Source organism: Streptomyces sp. NPDC048111, assembly GCF_043202815.1.
In the GTDB taxonomy this organism is placed as follows: domain Bacteria; phylum Actinomycetota; class Actinomycetes; order Streptomycetales; family Streptomycetaceae; genus Streptomyces.
Genome location: NZ_JBIDBD010000014.1, coordinates 144,310 through 160,109, shown reverse-complemented (window position 1 = coordinate 160,109; position 15,800 = coordinate 144,310). Strand labels below are relative to the sequence as shown.

Here is a 15,800-nt window from a genome sequence, read left to right as displayed (position 1 = left end):
GCTCGATCCGCAAAGCCGGATCCCCAGAGGGCTGAAGGTAGCGCCGCGACCTCCGCGGTGTCATGTCCGTACCGTCATACGGTCCTGACCCTCCGCATTCCGGGGCGCCGCGCCGCCCGGCGCTAGGCCGCCGTCGCAGCCCGTACCGAGGCGGCCAGCGGGGTCGTCGGGCGGCCGATCAGGCGGGACAGGTCGCCCGGGGTGGCGGCCAGGAGGCCGCGCTCGATGGCCAGGTCCACGTCCACCAGGATCTCCGCGAAGGCGGCGGGCACCCCGGCGCCGGTCAGGACGGCCAGGTGGGCCTCGGGGGTGAGCGCCTCGTACGCGATCGGCCTGCCGCTGGCGCCGGCCACCTCGGCCGCGTACTCGGCGAAGGACCATGCCACGTCGCCGCTCAGCTCGTACGCCCGTCCCAGGTGGCCGTCGCCGGTCAGGACCGCGGCGGCGGCTGCCGCGTAGTCGGCGCGGGCCGCCGAGGCCACCCGGCCCCCGCCCGCGTTCGAGAGCACCGCTCCGTGCGCGAGGACCGGAGCGAGGTTGGCGGTGTAGTTCTCGGTGTACCAGCCGTTGCGCAGGAAGGTGTACGGCAGGCCCGAGTCGAGGATCAGCCGTTCGGTGACGCGGTGCTCGTCCGCCAGCGCGAAGTCGGCGTCGGGGCCGCCGAGGATGCCCGTGTACGCGAGCTGGGCCACGCCCGCCGCCCTGGCCGCCTCGATCACCGCGGTGTGCTGCGGTACGCGCCGGCCCACCTCGCTGCCGGAGATCAGCAGCACGCGGTCGCCCGCCCGGAAGGCACCGGCCAGGGTGGCGGGCTCGCTGTAGTCGGCGACGCGCAGCTCCACGCCGCGCTCGGCCAGCGGCGCGGCCTTCTCCTTGTCGCGTACGACGGCGACGACCTCGCTCGCGGGCACGCGTGCCAGCAGCTCCTCCACGACGAGGCGGCCGAGGGATCCGGTGGCGCCGGTGACGACGATGCTCATGGGAACGCTCCTTGCGAGGGGTGTGGTCCACGGGCCGCCGTTGTGCGGCCCGTGTCATTTTCGCCACCCTAGGGAGAGCGCTGTTTTTTCGTAAGTACCCACTTTGAAGTAAGGTACTGGCATGGGAGTAAGTGGTGACGACGCCGGTGTCCGTGCTGATCGGGGGCGGCGGGAGGCCATGTGTCCGCACCGGCTCGTCCTTGAGCACGTCACGAGCCGCTGGGGCGTGCTGGTCCTGGACGCCCTGCTCGACCGCCCGTACCGCTTCAGCGAGCTGCGCCGCGAGATCGGCCGGCTCGGCACGGTCAGCGAGAAGATGCTGGCCCAGACGCTGCGGACCCTGGAGCGCGACGGGTTCGTGCACCGCGACGCCAAGCCCGTGATCCCGCCCCGGGTGGACTACTCGATCACCCCGCTCGGCCGCGAGGCCGCCGAACAGGTGCGGGCGCTGGCCCGCTGGACGGATGAGCGGATGGACGACGTGCAGCGGGCCAGGGCCGCCTACGACGCCCGGCTTACCCCAACTGAGCGGTAGGGAGCCGGTGTTGGGGGTGTGCCGACCTCCGGCGTTCGTCGGATCCACCCCCCCCCTTGCGGCGCCGAAACGCCGAGTGCCCGGCCGGGCCCTCAGGGGGTCCGGCCGGGCACTCGGCGTGCGGGACGCCGGTCAGCCGACGACGGTCCAGGTGTCTTTGCCGGCGAGGAGGGTGGCGAGGTCGCCCTTGCCGTTCTGTTCGATGGCGGTGTCGAGCTGGTCGGACATGAGGGTGTCGTAGACGGGCCGCTGCACCGAGCGGAACACTCCGATGGGGGTGTGGTGCAGGGTGTCGGGGTCGGCGAGGCGGGACAGGGCGAACGCTGTGGTGGGTGAGGTCTGGTGGGCGTCGTGGATCAGGATGTCGGCCTCGTTGTCCGCCGTTACGGGCACGACGGTGAGGTCGCCGGTGGTGTGGTCGCGGATGACGCCCTTGGCGTTGTCGGCGCCGAAGCGGATGGGCCGGCCGTGTTCGAGGCGGATGACGGCCTCTTCGGCCTGGTCCTTGTCCTTGAGGGCCTCGAAGGCGCCGTCGTTGAAGATGTTGCAGTTCTGGTAGATCTCCACGAGCGCGGTGCCGGGGTGTTCGGCGGCCTGGCGCAGCACGTCGGTGAGGTGCTTGCGGTCGGAGTCGACGGTGCGGGCGACGAAGGAGGCCTCGGCTCCGATCGCGAGGGAGACCGGGTTGAAGGGGGCGTCCAGGGAGCCCATCGGAGTCGACTTGGTGATCTTGCCGACTTCGGAGGTGGGGCTGTACTGGCCCTTGGTGAGGCCGTAGATCCGGTTGTTGAACAGCAGGATCTTGAGGTTGACGTTGCGGCGCAGGGCGTGGATGAGGTGATTGCCGCCGATGGACAGGGCGTCGCCGTCACCGGTGACGACCCACACGCTCAGGTCGCGGCGTGAGGAGGCCAGGCCGGTCGCGATGGCGGGGGCGCGGCCGTGGATGGAGTGCATCCCGTAGGTGTTCATGTAGTACGGGAAACGGGAGGAGCAGCCGATGCCGGAGACGAAGACGATGTTCTCCTTGGCCAGGCCCAGTTCGGGCATGAAGCCCTGCACGGCCGCCAGGATCGCGTAGTCACCACAGCCCGGGCACCACCGCACCTCCTGATCGGACTTGAAGTCCTTCATGGACTGCTTGCCCTCGGCCCTGGGGACCAGCTGCAGGAGCTCGTTGGTGTGAGCGTCAGGCATCGATGGCCTCCTTGAGGACGGTGGCGAGCTGCTCGGCCTTGAACGGCATCCCGTTGACCTGGGTGTAGGAGCGGGCGTCGATGAGGTACTTGGCGCGGATCAGGGTGGCGAGCTGGCCGAGGTTCATCTCCGGGATCACGACCCTGTCGTAGCGGGCCAGGATCTCGCCGAGGTTGTGGGGGAAGGGGTTGAGGTGGCGCAGGTGGGCCTGGGCGATGGGTTCGCCCGCCGCGCGCAGGCGGCGTACGGCCGCGGTGATCGGGCCGTAGGTGGAGCCCCAGCCAAGCACCAGGGTGCGGGCACTGTCGGGGTCGTCGACCGTCAGGTCGGGGACCTCGATACCGTCGATCTTGGCCTGGCGGGTCCGGACCATGAAGTCGTGGTTGGCCGGGTCGTAGGAGATGTTGCCCGTGCCGTCCTGCTTCTCGATCCCGCCGATCCGGTGCTCAAGACCCGGCGTGCCCGGCACCGCCCACGGCCGCGCCAGCGTCCGCGGATCCCGCTTGTAGGGCCAGAACACCTTGGTGCCGTCGGCCAGCGTGTGATTGGGCCCCGACGCGAACTGCACGCGCAGGTCCGGGAGTTCATCGATCTCCGGCACCCGCCACGGCTCCGACCCATTGGCCAGGTAACCGTCGGAGAGCAGGAACACCGGGGTGCGGTAGGCCAGCGCGATCCGCGCCGCGTCCATCGCCGCGTCGAAACAGTCCGCCGGCGTCCTCGGCGCCACCACCGGCACCGGCGCCTCACCGTTGCGGCCGTACATCGCCTGCAACAGGTCCGCCTGCTCCGTCTTGGTCGGCAGACCCGTCGAGGGGCCACCACGCTGGATGTCCACGATCAGCAGGGGCAGTTCGAGGGAGACCGCGAGCCCGATCGCCTCCGACTTCAAAGCCACACCCGGACCCGAGGTGGTCGTCACCGCCAGCGAGCCGCCGAACGCGGCACCCAGCGCCGCACCGATCCCCGCGATCTCGTCCTCCGCCTGGAAGGTCCGCACCCCGAAGTTCTTGTGCCGCGACAGCTCATGCAGGATGTCGGACGCCGGAGTGATCGGATACGAACCCAGGTAGAGCGGCAGGTCCGCCTGCTGCCCGGCCGCGATCAACCCGTAGGACAGCGCCAGATTCCCCGAAATGTTGCGGTAGGTACCCGCGGGGAAGGCCCGCGTGGCCGGAGCCACCTCATACGAGACGGCGAAATCTTCCGTCGTCTCACCGAAGTTCCAGCCCGCCCGGAACGCCGCCACGTTCGCCTCCGCGATCGCCGGCTTCTTCGCGAACTTCGCCCGCAGGAACTTCTCCGTCCCCTCCGTCGGACGGTGATACATCCACGACAGCAGACCCAGCGCGAACATGTTCTTCGACCGCTCGGCCTCCTTGCGGGAGAGCCCGAACTCCTTCAGCGCCTCGATCGTCAGCGTCGTCAACGGCACCGGATGCACGTGGTACGCGGCCAGCGAACCGTCCTCCAGCGGGGAGGTGTCGTAACCCACCTTCGCCATCGCCCGCTTCGCGAACTCGTCCGTGTTCACGATGATGTCCGCGCCCCGCGGCACATCACCCAGGTTCGCCTTCAGCGCCGCCGGGTTCATCGCGACCAGCACGTTCGGCGCGTCACCCGGCGTCAGAATGTCGTGATCGGCGAAATGCAGCTGGAAACTCGACACACCCGGCAGTGTTCCGGCAGGCGCCCTGATCTCGGCCGGGAAATTCGGCAGCGTCGACAAATCGTTCCCGAACGACGCCGTCTCCGACGTGAACCGGTCACCGGTGAGCTGCATCCCGTCACCCGAGTCACCCGCGAAACGGATGATGACCCGGTCAAGACGCCGGACTTCCTTGCCCCCTGCGGGCCTGCGCTGCTCACCGACGAGGGCCTCATCGGCTCCATCGGCCTGCTCGGCTGGGCTACTGACCTGGCTGGTCACTGAACTGGACCTCCCTCGGGCGGGCTGCTCGGGCGCATCCGGCCGACCGGTAGCGCCAAGGCCCACCCTACGTCGGTAAGGGTCGCCTTCCCTGGACCGCTCATATGTTGGACGCTCTTTTGAGACGCCTCACTGCCCTGAATCGCCACGATCTTTCCCGCCCCCCGGCCTCTTCTTCCAAGACGCCCAGCAATCCTGCTCGGTTGTGGGCCCCTCGTGTCGGAGCCCCGCGCACGAGGGCTCAATCCGGCCCGGTGACCGAGTTTCGACCCCGTCGGCTGGGTCCCGCTCGATCCTCGCCAGGGTGGCAGGTGGTCATGAATTGATATAGGTCAAGACCGCGAGAACACGCCGGTGATCCCCGTCACTCGGCGAGAGGCCCAGCTTCAGGAAGATGTTGCTGACGTGCTTCTCCACGGCTCCGTCGCTCACGACGAGCTGCTTGGCGATCGCCGAGTTGGTGCGCCCCTCGGCCATCAGACCCAGGACCTCGCGCTCACGCGGCGTCAGATTGGCGAGGACGTCCTGCTTGCGGCTGCGCCCCAGGAGCTGGGCCACCACCTCGGGGTCGAGGGCGGTGCCGCCCCGGGCCACCCGCACCACGGCCTCGACGAACTCCCGCACCTCGGCGACCCGGTCCTTGAGCAGATAGCCGACGCCCCGGCTGGACCCGGCCAGCAGTTCGGTGGCGTACTGCTCCTCGACGTACTGACTCAGCACCAGGACGCCGATCCCCGGGTACTGCGCGCGCAGCGTGACCGCCGCGCGCACGCCCTCGTCGGTGTGGGTCGGCGGCATGCGCACGTCCGCCACCACGACGTCCGGCAGCTCGCCCTGGTCGGCGAGTTCCCCCACGGTCTTGACCAGTGCCACTCCGTCGCCGACTCCCGCGACGACGTCGTGCCCCCGGTCGGTCAGCAGGCGGGTCAGGCCCTCCCGGAGCAGTACCGAATCCTCGGCGATGACCACCCGCACCCTGTCCTCCACGACTCTGCAGCCCCCCGGGCCTCGTTGCTCCCCAGGCGCACGCGGTCCGCGCGCGCCCCGCGGCCCTGTGCGGGCCGCGGCGAATGTGCCCGCCCAGCATCTCAGCATCCGGCCGCGAATCCCGCGCCGCCAGGCAAAAACCCCCGACCCGGGGTGCGCGGGTCGGGGGGTGCGGGAGGGGCGCCGGGCGGACCGGTCAAGGAGGGAGTGCGGGGGTCAGGCGCGCCAGGGCAGCTCGGCCGTGATCGTCGTCGGGCCGCCGCGCGGGGAGTCGACGGCGAGGATGCCGTCCACCGCGTCGAGGCGCTCGGCGAGTCCCGCGAGGCCCGAGCCCGCCGTGACGTCGGCGCCGCCGCGGCCGTTGTCGGCGACCTGGAGCATGAGGCGGTCGGCGGTCCGCCACACCTCGACGGTGGCCCGGCTCGCGCCGCTGTGCTTGCTGACGTTCTGGAGCAGTTCGGAGACGGTGAAGTATGCGATGCCCTCGATCGCCGGGACCGGCCGGGCCGGCAGGTCCACCTCGACCTGGACGGGGACGGTGCAGCGGGAGGCGACGGAGGACAGGGCGGCGTCCAGACCGCGGTCGGTGAGGACGGCGGGGTGGATGCCGCGGGCCAGGTCGCGCAGTTCCTGGAGGGCGACCTTCACCTCGCCGTGCGCCTCGTCGACCATCCGGGCCGCGGCGTGCGGGTCCTCGGTCAGCTTCTCCTTGGCGAGGCCGAGGTCCATCGCGAGGGCCACCAGCCGGGCCTGCGCGCCGTCGTGCAGATCGCGCTCGATGCGGCGCAGGTCGGCGGCCGAGGTGTCGACGACCACACCGCGGTCGGACTCCAGCTCGGTGACGCGCTCCTCCAGCGGCGAGGGGCTGAGCAGCCCGACGACCATCACCCGGTCCAGTACGGCGAACCCGCGGATCAGCCACGGCACCGCCAGCGTGATCAGGAGGCCGACCGCGGAGGTCAGGGCGATCTCACCCGGCGAGTCGAGGTAGACGCTGTGGTGCTGGTCGCCGTAGAGCTGGAGCCCGGCCTGGCCGGCGTACATCGGGAAGACCCACTGCCACACCGGGTACGTGAACAGCATCCAGCCGGTCGCCCAGATCGGCAGCGTGGTGCAGAAGGCGAAGACCGCCCAGGGGAAGTGGATCAGCGAGTAGAGCAGGTGGCGCCAGGAGACGCCGCTCTTGAGGACCGCGCCGATCCACCCCATCAGACCGCCGCGCGAGCGCACCGGCTGCGGCTCGGCGACGTCGACCCCGAGCAGCGCCCGCGCCCGGGCCCGCTCCATCATGCCGAAGGCGCGGCAGCCCATGAGGGTGACGGCCATCAGCGGGATGCCGATGAAGGTGATCAGCAGGCCGGCGCTGAGCGAGACCGCGGTCACCGACCAGCAGAACAGCACGATGCTGATCGGCAGGCTGAGCATCAGATACCCGAGCTCGCGGAAGGTGCGGCCCTCGAAGGGAGCGCGCAGCACCGGCGGAAGCAGGTGCCGGCGCGGCCCGGACGACCGCGCCACGCCGTACCCGTAATCCGTGTCCATGGTCATCGGTCCGTCCTGTCCATTTCGGTGTGATGCGCGGGCGCCTGTCGCGCGCCGCCCCCTCTGTACTCAAGCCTGGCCGGTGCGGGCGCCGTGGACCATGCAGCCGGTCACCCTCTTGGGCCGGGGGTTTTCCCTACCCCCCGGCCGCCCGCCGGCCCCGTCAGTCCTTGGGACCCCGGTCGCGCCAGGGCAGTTCGGCCGTGACGACGGTCGGTCCGCCGACCGGGGATTCGAGCACGAGCAGGCCGTCCACCGCGCCCAGCCGCTCGGCGAGGCCGGCCATGCCGGTGCCCGCGTCGAGGCTCGCGCCGCCCACTCCGTCGTCCTCGACCTGGATCAGCAGCCGGTCCGCGCTGCGCCACACCTCGACCGAAGCGGTCCGTGCCCGGCTGTGCTTGCTGATGTTCTGGAGCAGTTCGGAGACGGTGAAGTAGGCGATGCCCTCGATGGCCGCGGCCGGCCGTCCCGGCAGGTCCACCCCCACCTTGACCGGCACCGTGCAGCGGGAGGCCACGGAGGACAGGGCGGCGTCCAGACCGCGGTCGGTGAGGACGGCGGGGTGGATGCCGCGGGCCAGGTCCCGCAGTTCCTGAAGGGCCAGCTTCACCTCGCCGTGCGCCTCGTCGACCATCACGGCCGCCGCGTCCGGGTCTTCGAGGAGCTTCTCCTTGGCGAGGCCGAGCCCCATCGCGAGGGCCACCAGCCGGGCCTGCGCCCCGTCGTGCAGGTCCCGCTCGATGCGGCGCAGATCGGCCGCCGCGGTGTCCACGACCACCCCCCGGTCCGACTCCAGCTCCGCGATCCGCCGCTCCAGGCTGTCGGACGGCGAGAGCAGGCCGCGCACCATCGTCCGGTCGGCGTTGGTCAGGCCGCGGGCGATGAAGCCGAGCACCGGCCACGCCACGAACAGCGAGACCAGCGTCACGACGAAGGTCAGGATCCCCCAGGGCAGCCGCACGAACTCGTACAGCACGTTGCGCCAGGCCACCGGGTCGCGCAGGCTCGTCCACAGCCAGGGGAAGAACCCGCCGTGCTTGGCGGGCCGCGCCGGGATCGGGGTGGGCTCCTCGACGCGCACCCCCAACAGGCCGCGCGCCCGGGCCCGTTCGGCCTTGCCGAGCTGGCGCGCGCCGAGCAGTCCGAGGGCGAGCAGCGGCAGACCGACCACGGTGACGGACAGGCCGATGCCGAGCGCCACCATGATCACGACGTAGAGGAAGCCGATCAGCGCCATCGGGAAGTTGGCCAGGAGGTGGGCGACCTCCTTCCAGGTCGCCCGCTCGTAGGCGAACCGCACCGCCGGCGGTGCGGCCGTCTCGTCACCGGTGGGGGCGCCCGGCTGTTCTGCTGCGTACCGCTGCTGGTCGCGGAGGGTCCTGGTCATGGTGCCAAGCCTGCCGGGCCGCGATCGGCGGCGCCATGGGGTGCCGCACCCTCTTGTACGGGGGAAAACCCCACCCCCGCGGCCCACACCGTGAGACGCGCCTGCCAAGGGCCGCCTTAGCAGGGCCTAGACTCCCGTCCGTACACAGCGTCGAACAGGGCGCGACGAGATCATCGAGGCCAGGGAGCGAGGGGCGCGACGTGCCGGAACCGACCGTGCGCCAGATGCCGGTGTTGGCCGGCGACTACTTCCACAGCTATTCGGTCGTCGGCCTGCTCGCCGTGGTCGGCGTGCTGTTCGTCGCCGTGGCCTTCGGGGCCGGGCGGCTGCTGCGGCCCGTGGTGCCGACGCCGGAGAAACTCCTCACGTACGAGTGCGGCGTCGACCCGGTCGGCGAGGGCTGGGCCCACACCCAGGTCCGCTATTACGTCTACGCCTTCCTGTACGTGATCTTCGCCGTCGACTCGATCTTCCTCTTCCCCTGGGCGACCGTCTTCGCGGCGCCCGGCTACGGCGCTGCCACCCTCGTCGAGATGTTCATCTTCCTCGGCTTCCTGGCCGTGGGACTGCTCTACGCATGGAAGAAGGGCGTCCTGGAATGGACGTGACGACTCCCGGATCCGCCGCACAGCCCGTGCCGCTGCCCGAGCCGAAGAGGCTGGGCGTGCTCTCGCGCCTGGCACCCGAGCCGATGAAGGTGGTCCTCAACTGGGGCCGCCGCTACAGCCTGTGGGTCTTCAACTTCGGCCTCGCCTGCTGCGCCATCGAGTTCATCGCGGCCTCCATGGCCCGCCACGACTTCATCCGGCTCGGCGTGATCCCCTTCGCGCCCGGCCCGCGCCAGGCCGACCTCATGATCGTCTCCGGCACGGTGACGGACAAGATGGCGCCCGCGGTCAAGCGGCTCTACGAGCAGATGCCCGAGCCCAAGTACGTCATCTCCTTCGGCGCCTGCTCCAACTGCGGCGGCCCCTACTGGGATTCGTACTCGGTGACCAAGGGCGTGGACCAGATCATCCCCGTCGACGTGTACGTGCCGGGCTGCCCGCCGCGGCCCGAGGCGCTGCTCCAGGGCATCCTCAAGCTCCAGGAGAAGATCGCCCGCGAGTCGCTCGGCGAGCGGTACGCGAACGCGCCCACCCCGGGCCAGCTGACCAGCGGGCTCGTCGCGGCCCCGCCGACCCCGGGGGAGGGCCGGGCGTGACCGCGTACGACAGCCTGCCCGACGGGGCCGCCGAGCTCTTCGGCGCCGGGGCCACGGCGGAGGAGGCCTACGGCCTGCTCACCGTCGACGTGCCCGCCGCCTCCTGGATCGCCGCCCTCGAAACCGCCCGGGACGAGCTGGGCTGCACCTACTTCGACTGGCTGAGCGCGGTCGACGAGCCCGGCACCGGATTCCGGGTCTGCGCGCACGTCGTCGCGCTCGGCGGGGGCCGGGTGCGGCGCCTGCTGGTGCGCACGACGGTGCCGCACGAGGAGCCCGTGCTGCCCTCCGCCATCGACGTCTACGCGGGCGCGGCCTGGCACGAGCGCGAGACCCACGAGATGTTCGGCATCGGCTTCACGGACCACCCGCACCTGGTGCCGCTGCTCCTGCCGGAGAACTTCGAGGGCCACCCCCTGCGCAAGGACTTCGTCCTCGCGGCCCGGGTCGCCAAGGCGTGGCCCGGCGCGAAGGAGCCGGGGGAGCCCGCGGCGGGCGCCGGGCACGCCGGCCCCAAGCGCCGCCAGATGCTCCCGCCCGGCGTCCCCGACCCCAACGAGTGGGGCCCCCTGAAGGGCCAGCTCCCCCCGGCCCCCGCCCGCCCGGCCCGCACCGCGCGCGCAGCGGGCGACCGTCCGGCCCGCGCGGCAGGCGACCGTCCGGTCCGGCGCGCGAGGAGCGTCACGGAGGGCTCGGCGTCCCAGTCGGCCCCGGAGGCGCCGGCGGCCCCTGAGGCATCGGCGACCCCGGAGGCTTCGGTGGCCCCTGCGGCCCCGGGGGCTCAGGTGACCCTTGAGGGGCCGGGGGGCTCGACGGCCCCTGAGGCTCCGGCGACCCCTGAGGCTCCGGGAGCGCCGGTGGCCCCTGAGGCATCCAGGGGCTCGACGGCCCCTGTGACCTCGCCGGTCCCGGCGGGGCAGGCGGACCCGGGTGCGCCCGCGGGCGCGGCGGGTGCGCAGAGCGCGGCGGTCGAGGCGGCCCCGGGTGAGCCCGGTGCCTCGGGCTCGGAGGCGCCCGCCCCGTCGGCGGACTCGGCCACCCCGAGTGCGTCCGCGGATGCGGGGGCGCCGGACGCCTCGGCGGCCCCGGCCCCGGCGGCCCCCGCCGTGCGTCCGCGGCGCAGTCGTAGCGCGAGCGAGGGCTCCGCGTCGCAGGCTCGGGCCGCCGCGCCGGAAGGCCCGCAGGTTCCCGAAGCCCCCCAGGTTCCGCAGGATCCCGAAGCCCCCCAGGATGCGGGTGCGGCGGGTGCGGCGGGTGCGGCGGGTGCGGCGGGTGCGGCCGGGGCGGGCGGCAGGGCCGGGGCACGGCAGGCCGGGGTGCCGGCGCGGACCCGCAGCACGGACGCCCCCTGGCACAACCCCCAACCCGCCTTCGCCGAAGAGGACCCCGAGGCGAAACCCGCCCCGGGCACCGGAACCGCCGAAGCCGAACCGCACGACCCCGCCGAACCGAACGACCCCGCCGAACCGAACGAGACCGACCCCACCGGAGGCGAGCCGCGTGAATGACGCACTCGACGTCGCCATCAGGCTGGTCGTCGTCTTCGTCGTGTTCCTGGTCCTCCCCCTCGTCGTCGGGCAGACCGAGCACAAGGTGATGGCGCACATGCAGGGCCGGCTCGGCCCGATGTACGCCGGCGGCTTCCACGGCTGGGCCCAACTCGTCGCGGACGGCGTGAAGTTCGCCCAGAAGGAGGACGTCGTCCCGGCCGCCGCCGACCGCCGGGTCTTCCAACTGGCCCCCGCCGTCGCCCTGTTGCCGTATCTGCTCGTGCTCGTGGCGATCCCGATCGGCCCGAGCGAGGGCGCGGTCGGACAGCTCGTCGACGCGGGGATCTTCTTCGTGCTCGCCGTGATGGGCGTGGGCGTGCTCGGCTCGCTCATGGCGGGCTGGGCATCGGCCAACAAGTTCTCGCTGCTCGGCGGATTGCGTACGGCCGCCCAGCTCCTCGCGTACGAACTGCCGATGCTGCTGGCCGCCGCCTCCGTGGCGATGGCGGCCGGGACCGTGTCGCTGCCCGGCATCCTGAACGCCTTCCACTGGTGGTGGCTGCCCTGGCAGATCGTCGGCGCCCTGGTCTTCTTCGTGGCCGGCCTCGCCGAGCTCCAGCGCCCGCCGTTCGACATGCCCGTCGCCGACTCCGAGATCATCTTCGGCGCGTACACCGAGTACACGGGTCTGCGCTTCGCGCTGTTCCTGCTCGCCGAGTACGCCGGCATCGTCGTCCTGTGCGGCCTGACCACCGTCCTGTTCCTCGGTGGCTGGCACGGCCCGTTCGGTGCCGACGGCCTCGGCTGGGTGTGGACCCTGCTCAAGACCGCCGTCCTCGCCTTCGTCGTGATCTGGCTCCGGGTCAGCTACCCCCGGCTCCGTGAGGATCAGCTCCAGAAGCTGGCCTGGACCACGCTCATCCCGCTCGCGCTCGCGCAGATCGCGCTCACCGGCATCGTGAAGGTGGCGATCAGCTAATGGCTGTCCCCGGTTCCGGCCTCGCCAAGGGCCTCGCTGTCACGCTCCGCACGATGACGAAGAAGACCGTCACCGCGCAGTACCCCGACGTACAGCCCGAACTCCCGCCCCGCAGCCGGGGCGTGATCGGCCTGTTCGAGGAGAACTGCACGGTCTGCATGCTGTGCGCGCGCGAGTGCCCCGACTGGTGCATCTACATCGACTCCCACAAGGAGACGGTGCCGGCCGCCGTCGAGGGTGGCCGCGAGCGCAGCCGCAACGTGCTCGACCGCTTCGCCATCGACTTCTCGCTCTGCATGTACTGCGGCATCTGCATCGAGGTGTGCCCCTTCGACGCGCTGTTCTGGTCCCCGGAGTTCGAGTACGCGGAGACGGACATCCACGAACTGACCCACGAGCGCGACAAGTTGCGCGAGTGGATGTGGACGGTTCCGGCCCCGCCCGCGCTCGACCCCGGCGCCGAGGAGCCGAAGGAGGTCGCCGCGGCCCGCAAGACCGCCGACAAGCTGGCCGCCGCCCAGGCCGCGGAGGCCGCCCGCCCCGAGGGAGGGAAGGCATGAGCGCCGCGCTCGCCTCGGCGGCCCTCACCGCCCCGCAGGGCTTCCTGTCGCCGACCGGGGTGGAGATCGCCTTCGTCCTCGTCGGCATCGCCACCCTCGGCGCGGCCGTCCTCACCGTCACCACCCGGCAGCTGGTGCACGCCGCCCTGTGGCTGGTCGTGGCGCTCGGCGGGCTGGCCGTCGAGTACCTGCTGCTCACCGCCGAGTTCATCGCCTGGGTGCAGGTGCTCATCTACGTCGGTTCGATCGTGGTGCTCCTCCTGTTCGGACTGATGCTCACCAAGGCCCCCATCGGCCGCTCCCCGGACGCCGACTCCGACAACCGCTGGGCGGCGCTCGCCGTCGCCGTCGCCGCGGCCGGCACCCTCGTCTGGGTCGTCGTGGACGGCTTCCGCACGAGCTGGATCGACCTGGACGGCGCCGCCCAGGGCTCCACCAAGGTGTCCGGAGAGATCCTGTTCCGGCACTGGGTGCTGCCCTTCGAAGCGCTGTCCGTGCTGCTCCTGGCCGCGCTGGTCGGCGCGATCGTGCTGTCCCGCAAGGGCGCCCCCGACGACGTGGCGGGCCCGGTCGACGCCCCCGCCGACCGTGAGACCCCCCGTGAGACGGAGTCGCGCTGATGCACCTCGCCTATCCCGCCGTGCTCGCCGTCCTCCTGTTCTGCACCGGTCTCTACGGGGTGCTCGCGCGGCGCAACGCGATCCTGGTCCTGATGTCCGTCGAGCTGATGCTCAACGCGGTCAACCTCAACCTCGTCGCCTTCGACGTCTGGCTGCGCGACAGCCTGCACGCGGGACAGGCGCTCACCCTGTTCACGATCGCCGTCGCCGCGGCCGAGATCGGCATCGGCCTGGCCATCGTGCTCGCGGTGTACCGCAACCGCGGCACCTCCGACATCGACCGGATCCGCGACACCGCCGAAGGCCCCGACCCCGACCTGGCCGACGCCGACGACCCCGCCGAACCCGAAGACCCCGCCGCCCCGGCACAGAAGGCTGAGGCCGCCGCGTGACCACCACGACCCTCGCCGTCCTCGTCCCGCTCCTTCCGTTCCTGGGTGCCGTGGCCGGCCTGCTGTTCGGCCGCCGGGCCCCCGGCTTCGTCCGCCCGCTCGCGGTGCTCCCGACGTTCGCCGCGTTCGTGCTCGCCGTCGTCGTCGCCGTCGACCAGGGCGGCGGCAAGGCCCTCGACGCGGCCACCCGCCTCACCCCGACCGGCTCCGTGCCGATCGAACTCGCCCTCCACCTGGACGGGTTCGCGGCCCTGGTCGCCGTCCTGGTCGGCCTGGTCGCCACCTGCGTACAGCTCTACTCGACGGGCTATCTGCGCGACGACCCGCGCTACACCTCGTACGCCGCGCTGGTCTCCCTGTTCACCTCCGCGATGCTGCTCGTCGTCTACTCCGGCGACCTGATGGTGCTCCTGGTCGGCTGGGAGGTCATGGGCATCTGCTCGTACTTCCTGGTCGGCCACTACTGGGAGACCCCCGAGGCGCGCGCCGCCTCCCTCAAGGCCTTCCTGGTCACCAAATTCGGTGACGTCCCCTTCCTGATCGGTCTGTTCGCGCTCGCCACGGACGCCGGTACGTTCCGGATCACCGGCGTCGTCCAGGCGGCCCTGACCGGCGGCATCGACCACCCCACCCTCATCGCGCTGCTGCTGCTCGCGGGCGTGGCCGGCAAGTCCGCCCAGTTCCCGCTGCACACCTGGCTGCCCGACGCGATGGCCGGCCCGACCCCGGTCTCCGCGCTGATCCACGCCGCGACGATGGTCGCCGCCGGCATCTACTTCGTGGCCCGGCTGCTGCCCGTCTTCGCCGCGTCGGCCGCCGCGATGACCGTGCTCGCGGTGATGGCCGCGATCACGATGGTGGGCTCGGGCCTCGCCGCCCTCGCCCAGGACGACATCAAGCGCGTCCTCGCGTACTCGACCATCGGCCAGCTCGGTTACCTCTCGGGCGCCCTGGCCGTCGGCGACCGCGGGGCCGCCGTCTTCCACCTCCTGTCGCACGGCGCCTTCAAGGCGCTGCTCTTCCTCGCCGCCGGCGTGGTCATCCACGCGACCGGCACCAACTCGCTGACCGCCATGTCCCGCATGGGCGGCCTCGCCAAGCGCATCCCCGACGCGTACTGGACGATGACCGTCGCCCTGCTCGCGCTCGCCGCGATCCCTCCCTTCGCCGGCTTCTTCTCCAAGGAGGCCGTCCTGTCGGCCGCCGAGCACACCGCGCTCGGCGAGAGCCGGGTCGCCCCGGCCGGCGCCGGCTGGACCGTCCTGATCGCCGGGCTCCTGGCCGCGCTCCTGACCGCCGCGTACGCGATGCGCCTGTGGCTGCTCGCCTTCCGCGGCCGGGGAGCAGAGGCCCCGGACCACGGCAAGCAGCCCGTCGTCATGAACGCCGTCCTGTGGGTGCTCGCCATCCCCTCGATCGCCTTCGGACTCACCACCGGCTACCTCGGCGACTGGTTCGACGGACGCGCCCTCACCCCGGCCGCGACCACCGCCGTGCTCTCCACGGGTGTCGCCCTGGTCGGCGGTCTGGTCACCTACGCCGCCTGGCGCCACACCTCCGCGCTCGCCGCCCGCACCCCGATGGGCGCCGTCGCCGCCCACCCCGAGGGCGACGGCGGCCGGGTCGAGGAGGAGGCCATCGCCAGCCACACCGAGGTCTACGGCTCCATTGCCTCCGCCCACGACCCGGCCGACCCGGGCCGCCTCCTGCTCGGCCCGCTGCACCGGCACGCGGTGAGCGGCTTCCACCTGGACGCCGTCTACCACGCCCTGTTCGTGCGCCCCGTCCTGGCCGCGGCCGAGCTGGTCCGCTTCCTGGACCGCGAGGTCGTCGAGACGTACGTACGCGCCGCGGCGGCCGGGCCGCGCTGGCTCGGCCGGGCCGTGCGGGGCGCGCAGAACGGCAATGTGCAGAGCTACCTCAGCGCGCTGCTGGCCGGCTCACTCGTCCTGGCGGCCGCCGTGGTCGTCCTTGCCAACGTCACCGCGGGGTCCTGA

15 protein-coding genes are annotated in these 15,800 nt (G+C 72.0%); 9 read left to right on the top strand and 6 right to left on the bottom strand.

What is annotated here, in order from left to right:
* Nucleotides 1–122: 122 nt before the first annotated feature.
* Nucleotides 123–980 (bottom strand): SDR family oxidoreductase, encoded by an 858-nt coding sequence (locus tag ACGF3I_RS22650; protein ID WP_393134689.1) that lies wholly within the window; start codon nucleotides 978–980, stop codon nucleotides 123–125.
* A gap of 121 nt (nucleotides 981–1,101) precedes the next feature.
* On the opposite strand from ACGF3I_RS22650, the gene ACGF3I_RS22645 reads away from it, so the two are divergent.
* On the top strand, nucleotides 1,102–1,515 hold the full coding sequence (locus tag ACGF3I_RS22645) for a winged helix-turn-helix transcriptional regulator (RefSeq protein ID WP_393134687.1): 414 nt from the start codon (nucleotides 1,102–1,104) through the stop codon (nucleotides 1,513–1,515).
* A 132-nt stretch (nucleotides 1,516–1,647) separates the two neighbouring features.
* Here the strand turns inward: ACGF3I_RS22645 and ACGF3I_RS22640 are convergent, their stop codons facing one another.
* The 5 genes from ACGF3I_RS22640 to ACGF3I_RS22620 all read right to left on the bottom strand — a co-directional run bounded on the left by ACGF3I_RS22640 (nucleotide 1,648) and on the right by ACGF3I_RS22620 (nucleotide 8,558).
* Complete coding sequence (locus ACGF3I_RS22640; RefSeq protein ID WP_393134685.1) at nucleotides 1,648–2,712, bottom strand: 2-oxoacid:ferredoxin oxidoreductase subunit beta; 1,065 nt, start codon at nucleotides 2,710–2,712, stop codon at nucleotides 1,648–1,650.
* Nucleotides 2,705–4,642, bottom strand: a complete 1,938-nt coding sequence (locus ACGF3I_RS22635; protein ID WP_393134683.1) for a 2-oxoacid:acceptor oxidoreductase subunit alpha — start codon at nucleotides 4,640–4,642, stop codon at nucleotides 2,705–2,707. The genes ACGF3I_RS22640 and ACGF3I_RS22635 overlap by 8 nt, the downstream gene beginning before the upstream one ends.
* Nucleotides 4,643–4,957: 315 nt before the next feature.
* On the bottom strand, nucleotides 4,958–5,617 hold the full coding sequence (locus ACGF3I_RS22630) for a LuxR C-terminal-related transcriptional regulator (RefSeq protein ID WP_393134727.1): 660 nt from the start codon (nucleotides 5,615–5,617) through the stop codon (nucleotides 4,958–4,960).
* Between the two features lie 228 nt (nucleotides 5,618–5,845).
* Nucleotides 5,846–7,171, bottom strand: coding sequence for a sensor histidine kinase (locus ACGF3I_RS22625; RefSeq protein ID WP_393134725.1), 1,326 nt, complete (start codon nucleotides 7,169–7,171; stop codon nucleotides 5,846–5,848).
* A gap of 163 nt (nucleotides 7,172–7,334) precedes the next feature.
* On the bottom strand, nucleotides 7,335–8,558 hold the full coding sequence (locus ACGF3I_RS22620) for a sensor histidine kinase (protein ID WP_393134681.1): 1,224 nt from the start codon (nucleotides 8,556–8,558) through the stop codon (nucleotides 7,335–7,337).
* Nucleotides 8,559–8,782: 224 nt separating this feature from the next.
* On the opposite strand from ACGF3I_RS22620, the gene ACGF3I_RS22615 reads away from it, so the two are divergent.
* Genes ACGF3I_RS22615 through ACGF3I_RS22580 form a run of 8 tightly spaced genes read left to right on the top strand, consistent with a single transcriptional unit; the run spans nucleotide 8,783 to nucleotide 15,800 of the window.
* Nucleotides 8,783–9,166, top strand: coding sequence for an NADH-quinone oxidoreductase subunit A (locus tag ACGF3I_RS22615; RefSeq protein WP_393134723.1), 384 nt, complete (start codon nucleotides 8,783–8,785; stop codon nucleotides 9,164–9,166).
* The gene (locus ACGF3I_RS22610) at nucleotides 9,157–9,762 is read left to right on the top strand and encodes an NADH-quinone oxidoreductase subunit B (protein ID WP_393134679.1); all 606 of its coding nucleotides are present in this window, start codon (nucleotides 9,157–9,159) and stop codon (nucleotides 9,760–9,762) included. Before ACGF3I_RS22615 ends, ACGF3I_RS22610 begins: the two co-directional genes overlap by 10 nt.
* Nucleotides 9,759–11,270, top strand: coding sequence for an NADH-quinone oxidoreductase subunit C (locus ACGF3I_RS22605; RefSeq protein ID WP_393134677.1), 1,512 nt, complete (start codon nucleotides 9,759–9,761; stop codon nucleotides 11,268–11,270). The genes ACGF3I_RS22610 and ACGF3I_RS22605 overlap by 4 nt, the downstream gene beginning before the upstream one ends.
* Nucleotides 11,263–12,231 (top strand): NADH-quinone oxidoreductase subunit H, encoded by a 969-nt coding sequence (locus tag ACGF3I_RS22600; RefSeq protein WP_393134675.1) that lies wholly within the window; start codon nucleotides 11,263–11,265, stop codon nucleotides 12,229–12,231. The genes ACGF3I_RS22605 and ACGF3I_RS22600 overlap by 8 nt, the downstream gene beginning before the upstream one ends.
* Complete coding sequence (locus tag ACGF3I_RS22595; protein ID WP_393134673.1) at nucleotides 12,231–12,791, top strand: NuoI/complex I 23 kDa subunit family protein; 561 nt, start codon at nucleotides 12,231–12,233, stop codon at nucleotides 12,789–12,791. The genes ACGF3I_RS22600 and ACGF3I_RS22595 overlap by 1 nt, the downstream gene beginning before the upstream one ends.
* Nucleotides 12,788–13,411, top strand: coding sequence for an NADH-quinone oxidoreductase subunit J (locus ACGF3I_RS22590; RefSeq protein WP_393134671.1), 624 nt, complete (start codon nucleotides 12,788–12,790; stop codon nucleotides 13,409–13,411). The genes ACGF3I_RS22595 and ACGF3I_RS22590 overlap by 4 nt, the downstream gene beginning before the upstream one ends.
* Nucleotides 13,411–13,803, top strand: a complete 393-nt coding sequence (gene nuoK / locus ACGF3I_RS22585) for an NADH-quinone oxidoreductase subunit NuoK (RefSeq protein ID WP_393134668.1) — start codon at nucleotides 13,411–13,413, stop codon at nucleotides 13,801–13,803. Before ACGF3I_RS22590 ends, nuoK begins: the two co-directional genes overlap by 1 nt.
* Nucleotides 13,800–15,800: an NADH-quinone oxidoreductase subunit L gene (locus ACGF3I_RS22580; protein WP_393134666.1), complete on the top strand. Its 2,001-nt coding sequence runs from the start codon at nucleotides 13,800–13,802 to the stop codon at nucleotides 15,798–15,800. Before nuoK ends, ACGF3I_RS22580 begins: the two co-directional genes overlap by 4 nt.

What these genes read in the sequence shown, in the direction of transcription:
- ACGF3I_RS22595 (WP_393134673.1), top strand. Translation starts at nt 12,231, where the DNA reads ATGGCTGTCCCCGGTTCCGGCCTCGCCAAGGGCCTCGCTGTCACGCTC.
- ACGF3I_RS22590 (WP_393134671.1), top strand. Translation starts at nt 12,788, where the DNA reads ATGAGCGCCGCGCTCGCCTCGGCGGCCCTCACCGCCCCGCAGGGCTTC.
- nuoK (WP_393134668.1), top strand. Translation starts at nt 13,411, where the DNA reads ATGCACCTCGCCTATCCCGCCGTGCTCGCCGTCCTCCTGTTCTGCACC.
- ACGF3I_RS22650 (WP_393134689.1), bottom strand. Translation starts at nt 980, where the DNA reads ATGAGCATCGTCGTCACCGGCGCCACCGGATCCCTCGGCCGCCTCGTC.
- ACGF3I_RS22620 (WP_393134681.1), bottom strand. Translation starts at nt 8,558, where the DNA reads ATGACCAGGACCCTCCGCGACCAGCAGCGGTACGCAGCAGAACAGCCG.
- ACGF3I_RS22610 (WP_393134679.1), top strand. Translation starts at nt 9,157, where the DNA reads ATGGACGTGACGACTCCCGGATCCGCCGCACAGCCCGTGCCGCTGCCC.
- ACGF3I_RS22640 (WP_393134685.1), bottom strand. Translation starts at nt 2,712, where the DNA reads ATGCCTGACGCTCACACCAACGAGCTCCTGCAGCTGGTCCCCAGGGCC.
- ACGF3I_RS22615 (WP_393134723.1), top strand. Translation starts at nt 8,783, where the DNA reads ATGCCGGTGTTGGCCGGCGACTACTTCCACAGCTATTCGGTCGTCGGC.
- ACGF3I_RS22625 (WP_393134725.1), bottom strand. Translation starts at nt 7,171, where the DNA reads ATGGACACGGATTACGGGTACGGCGTGGCGCGGTCGTCCGGGCCGCGC.
- ACGF3I_RS22645 (WP_393134687.1), top strand. Translation starts at nt 1,102, where the DNA reads ATGGGAGTAAGTGGTGACGACGCCGGTGTCCGTGCTGATCGGGGGCGG.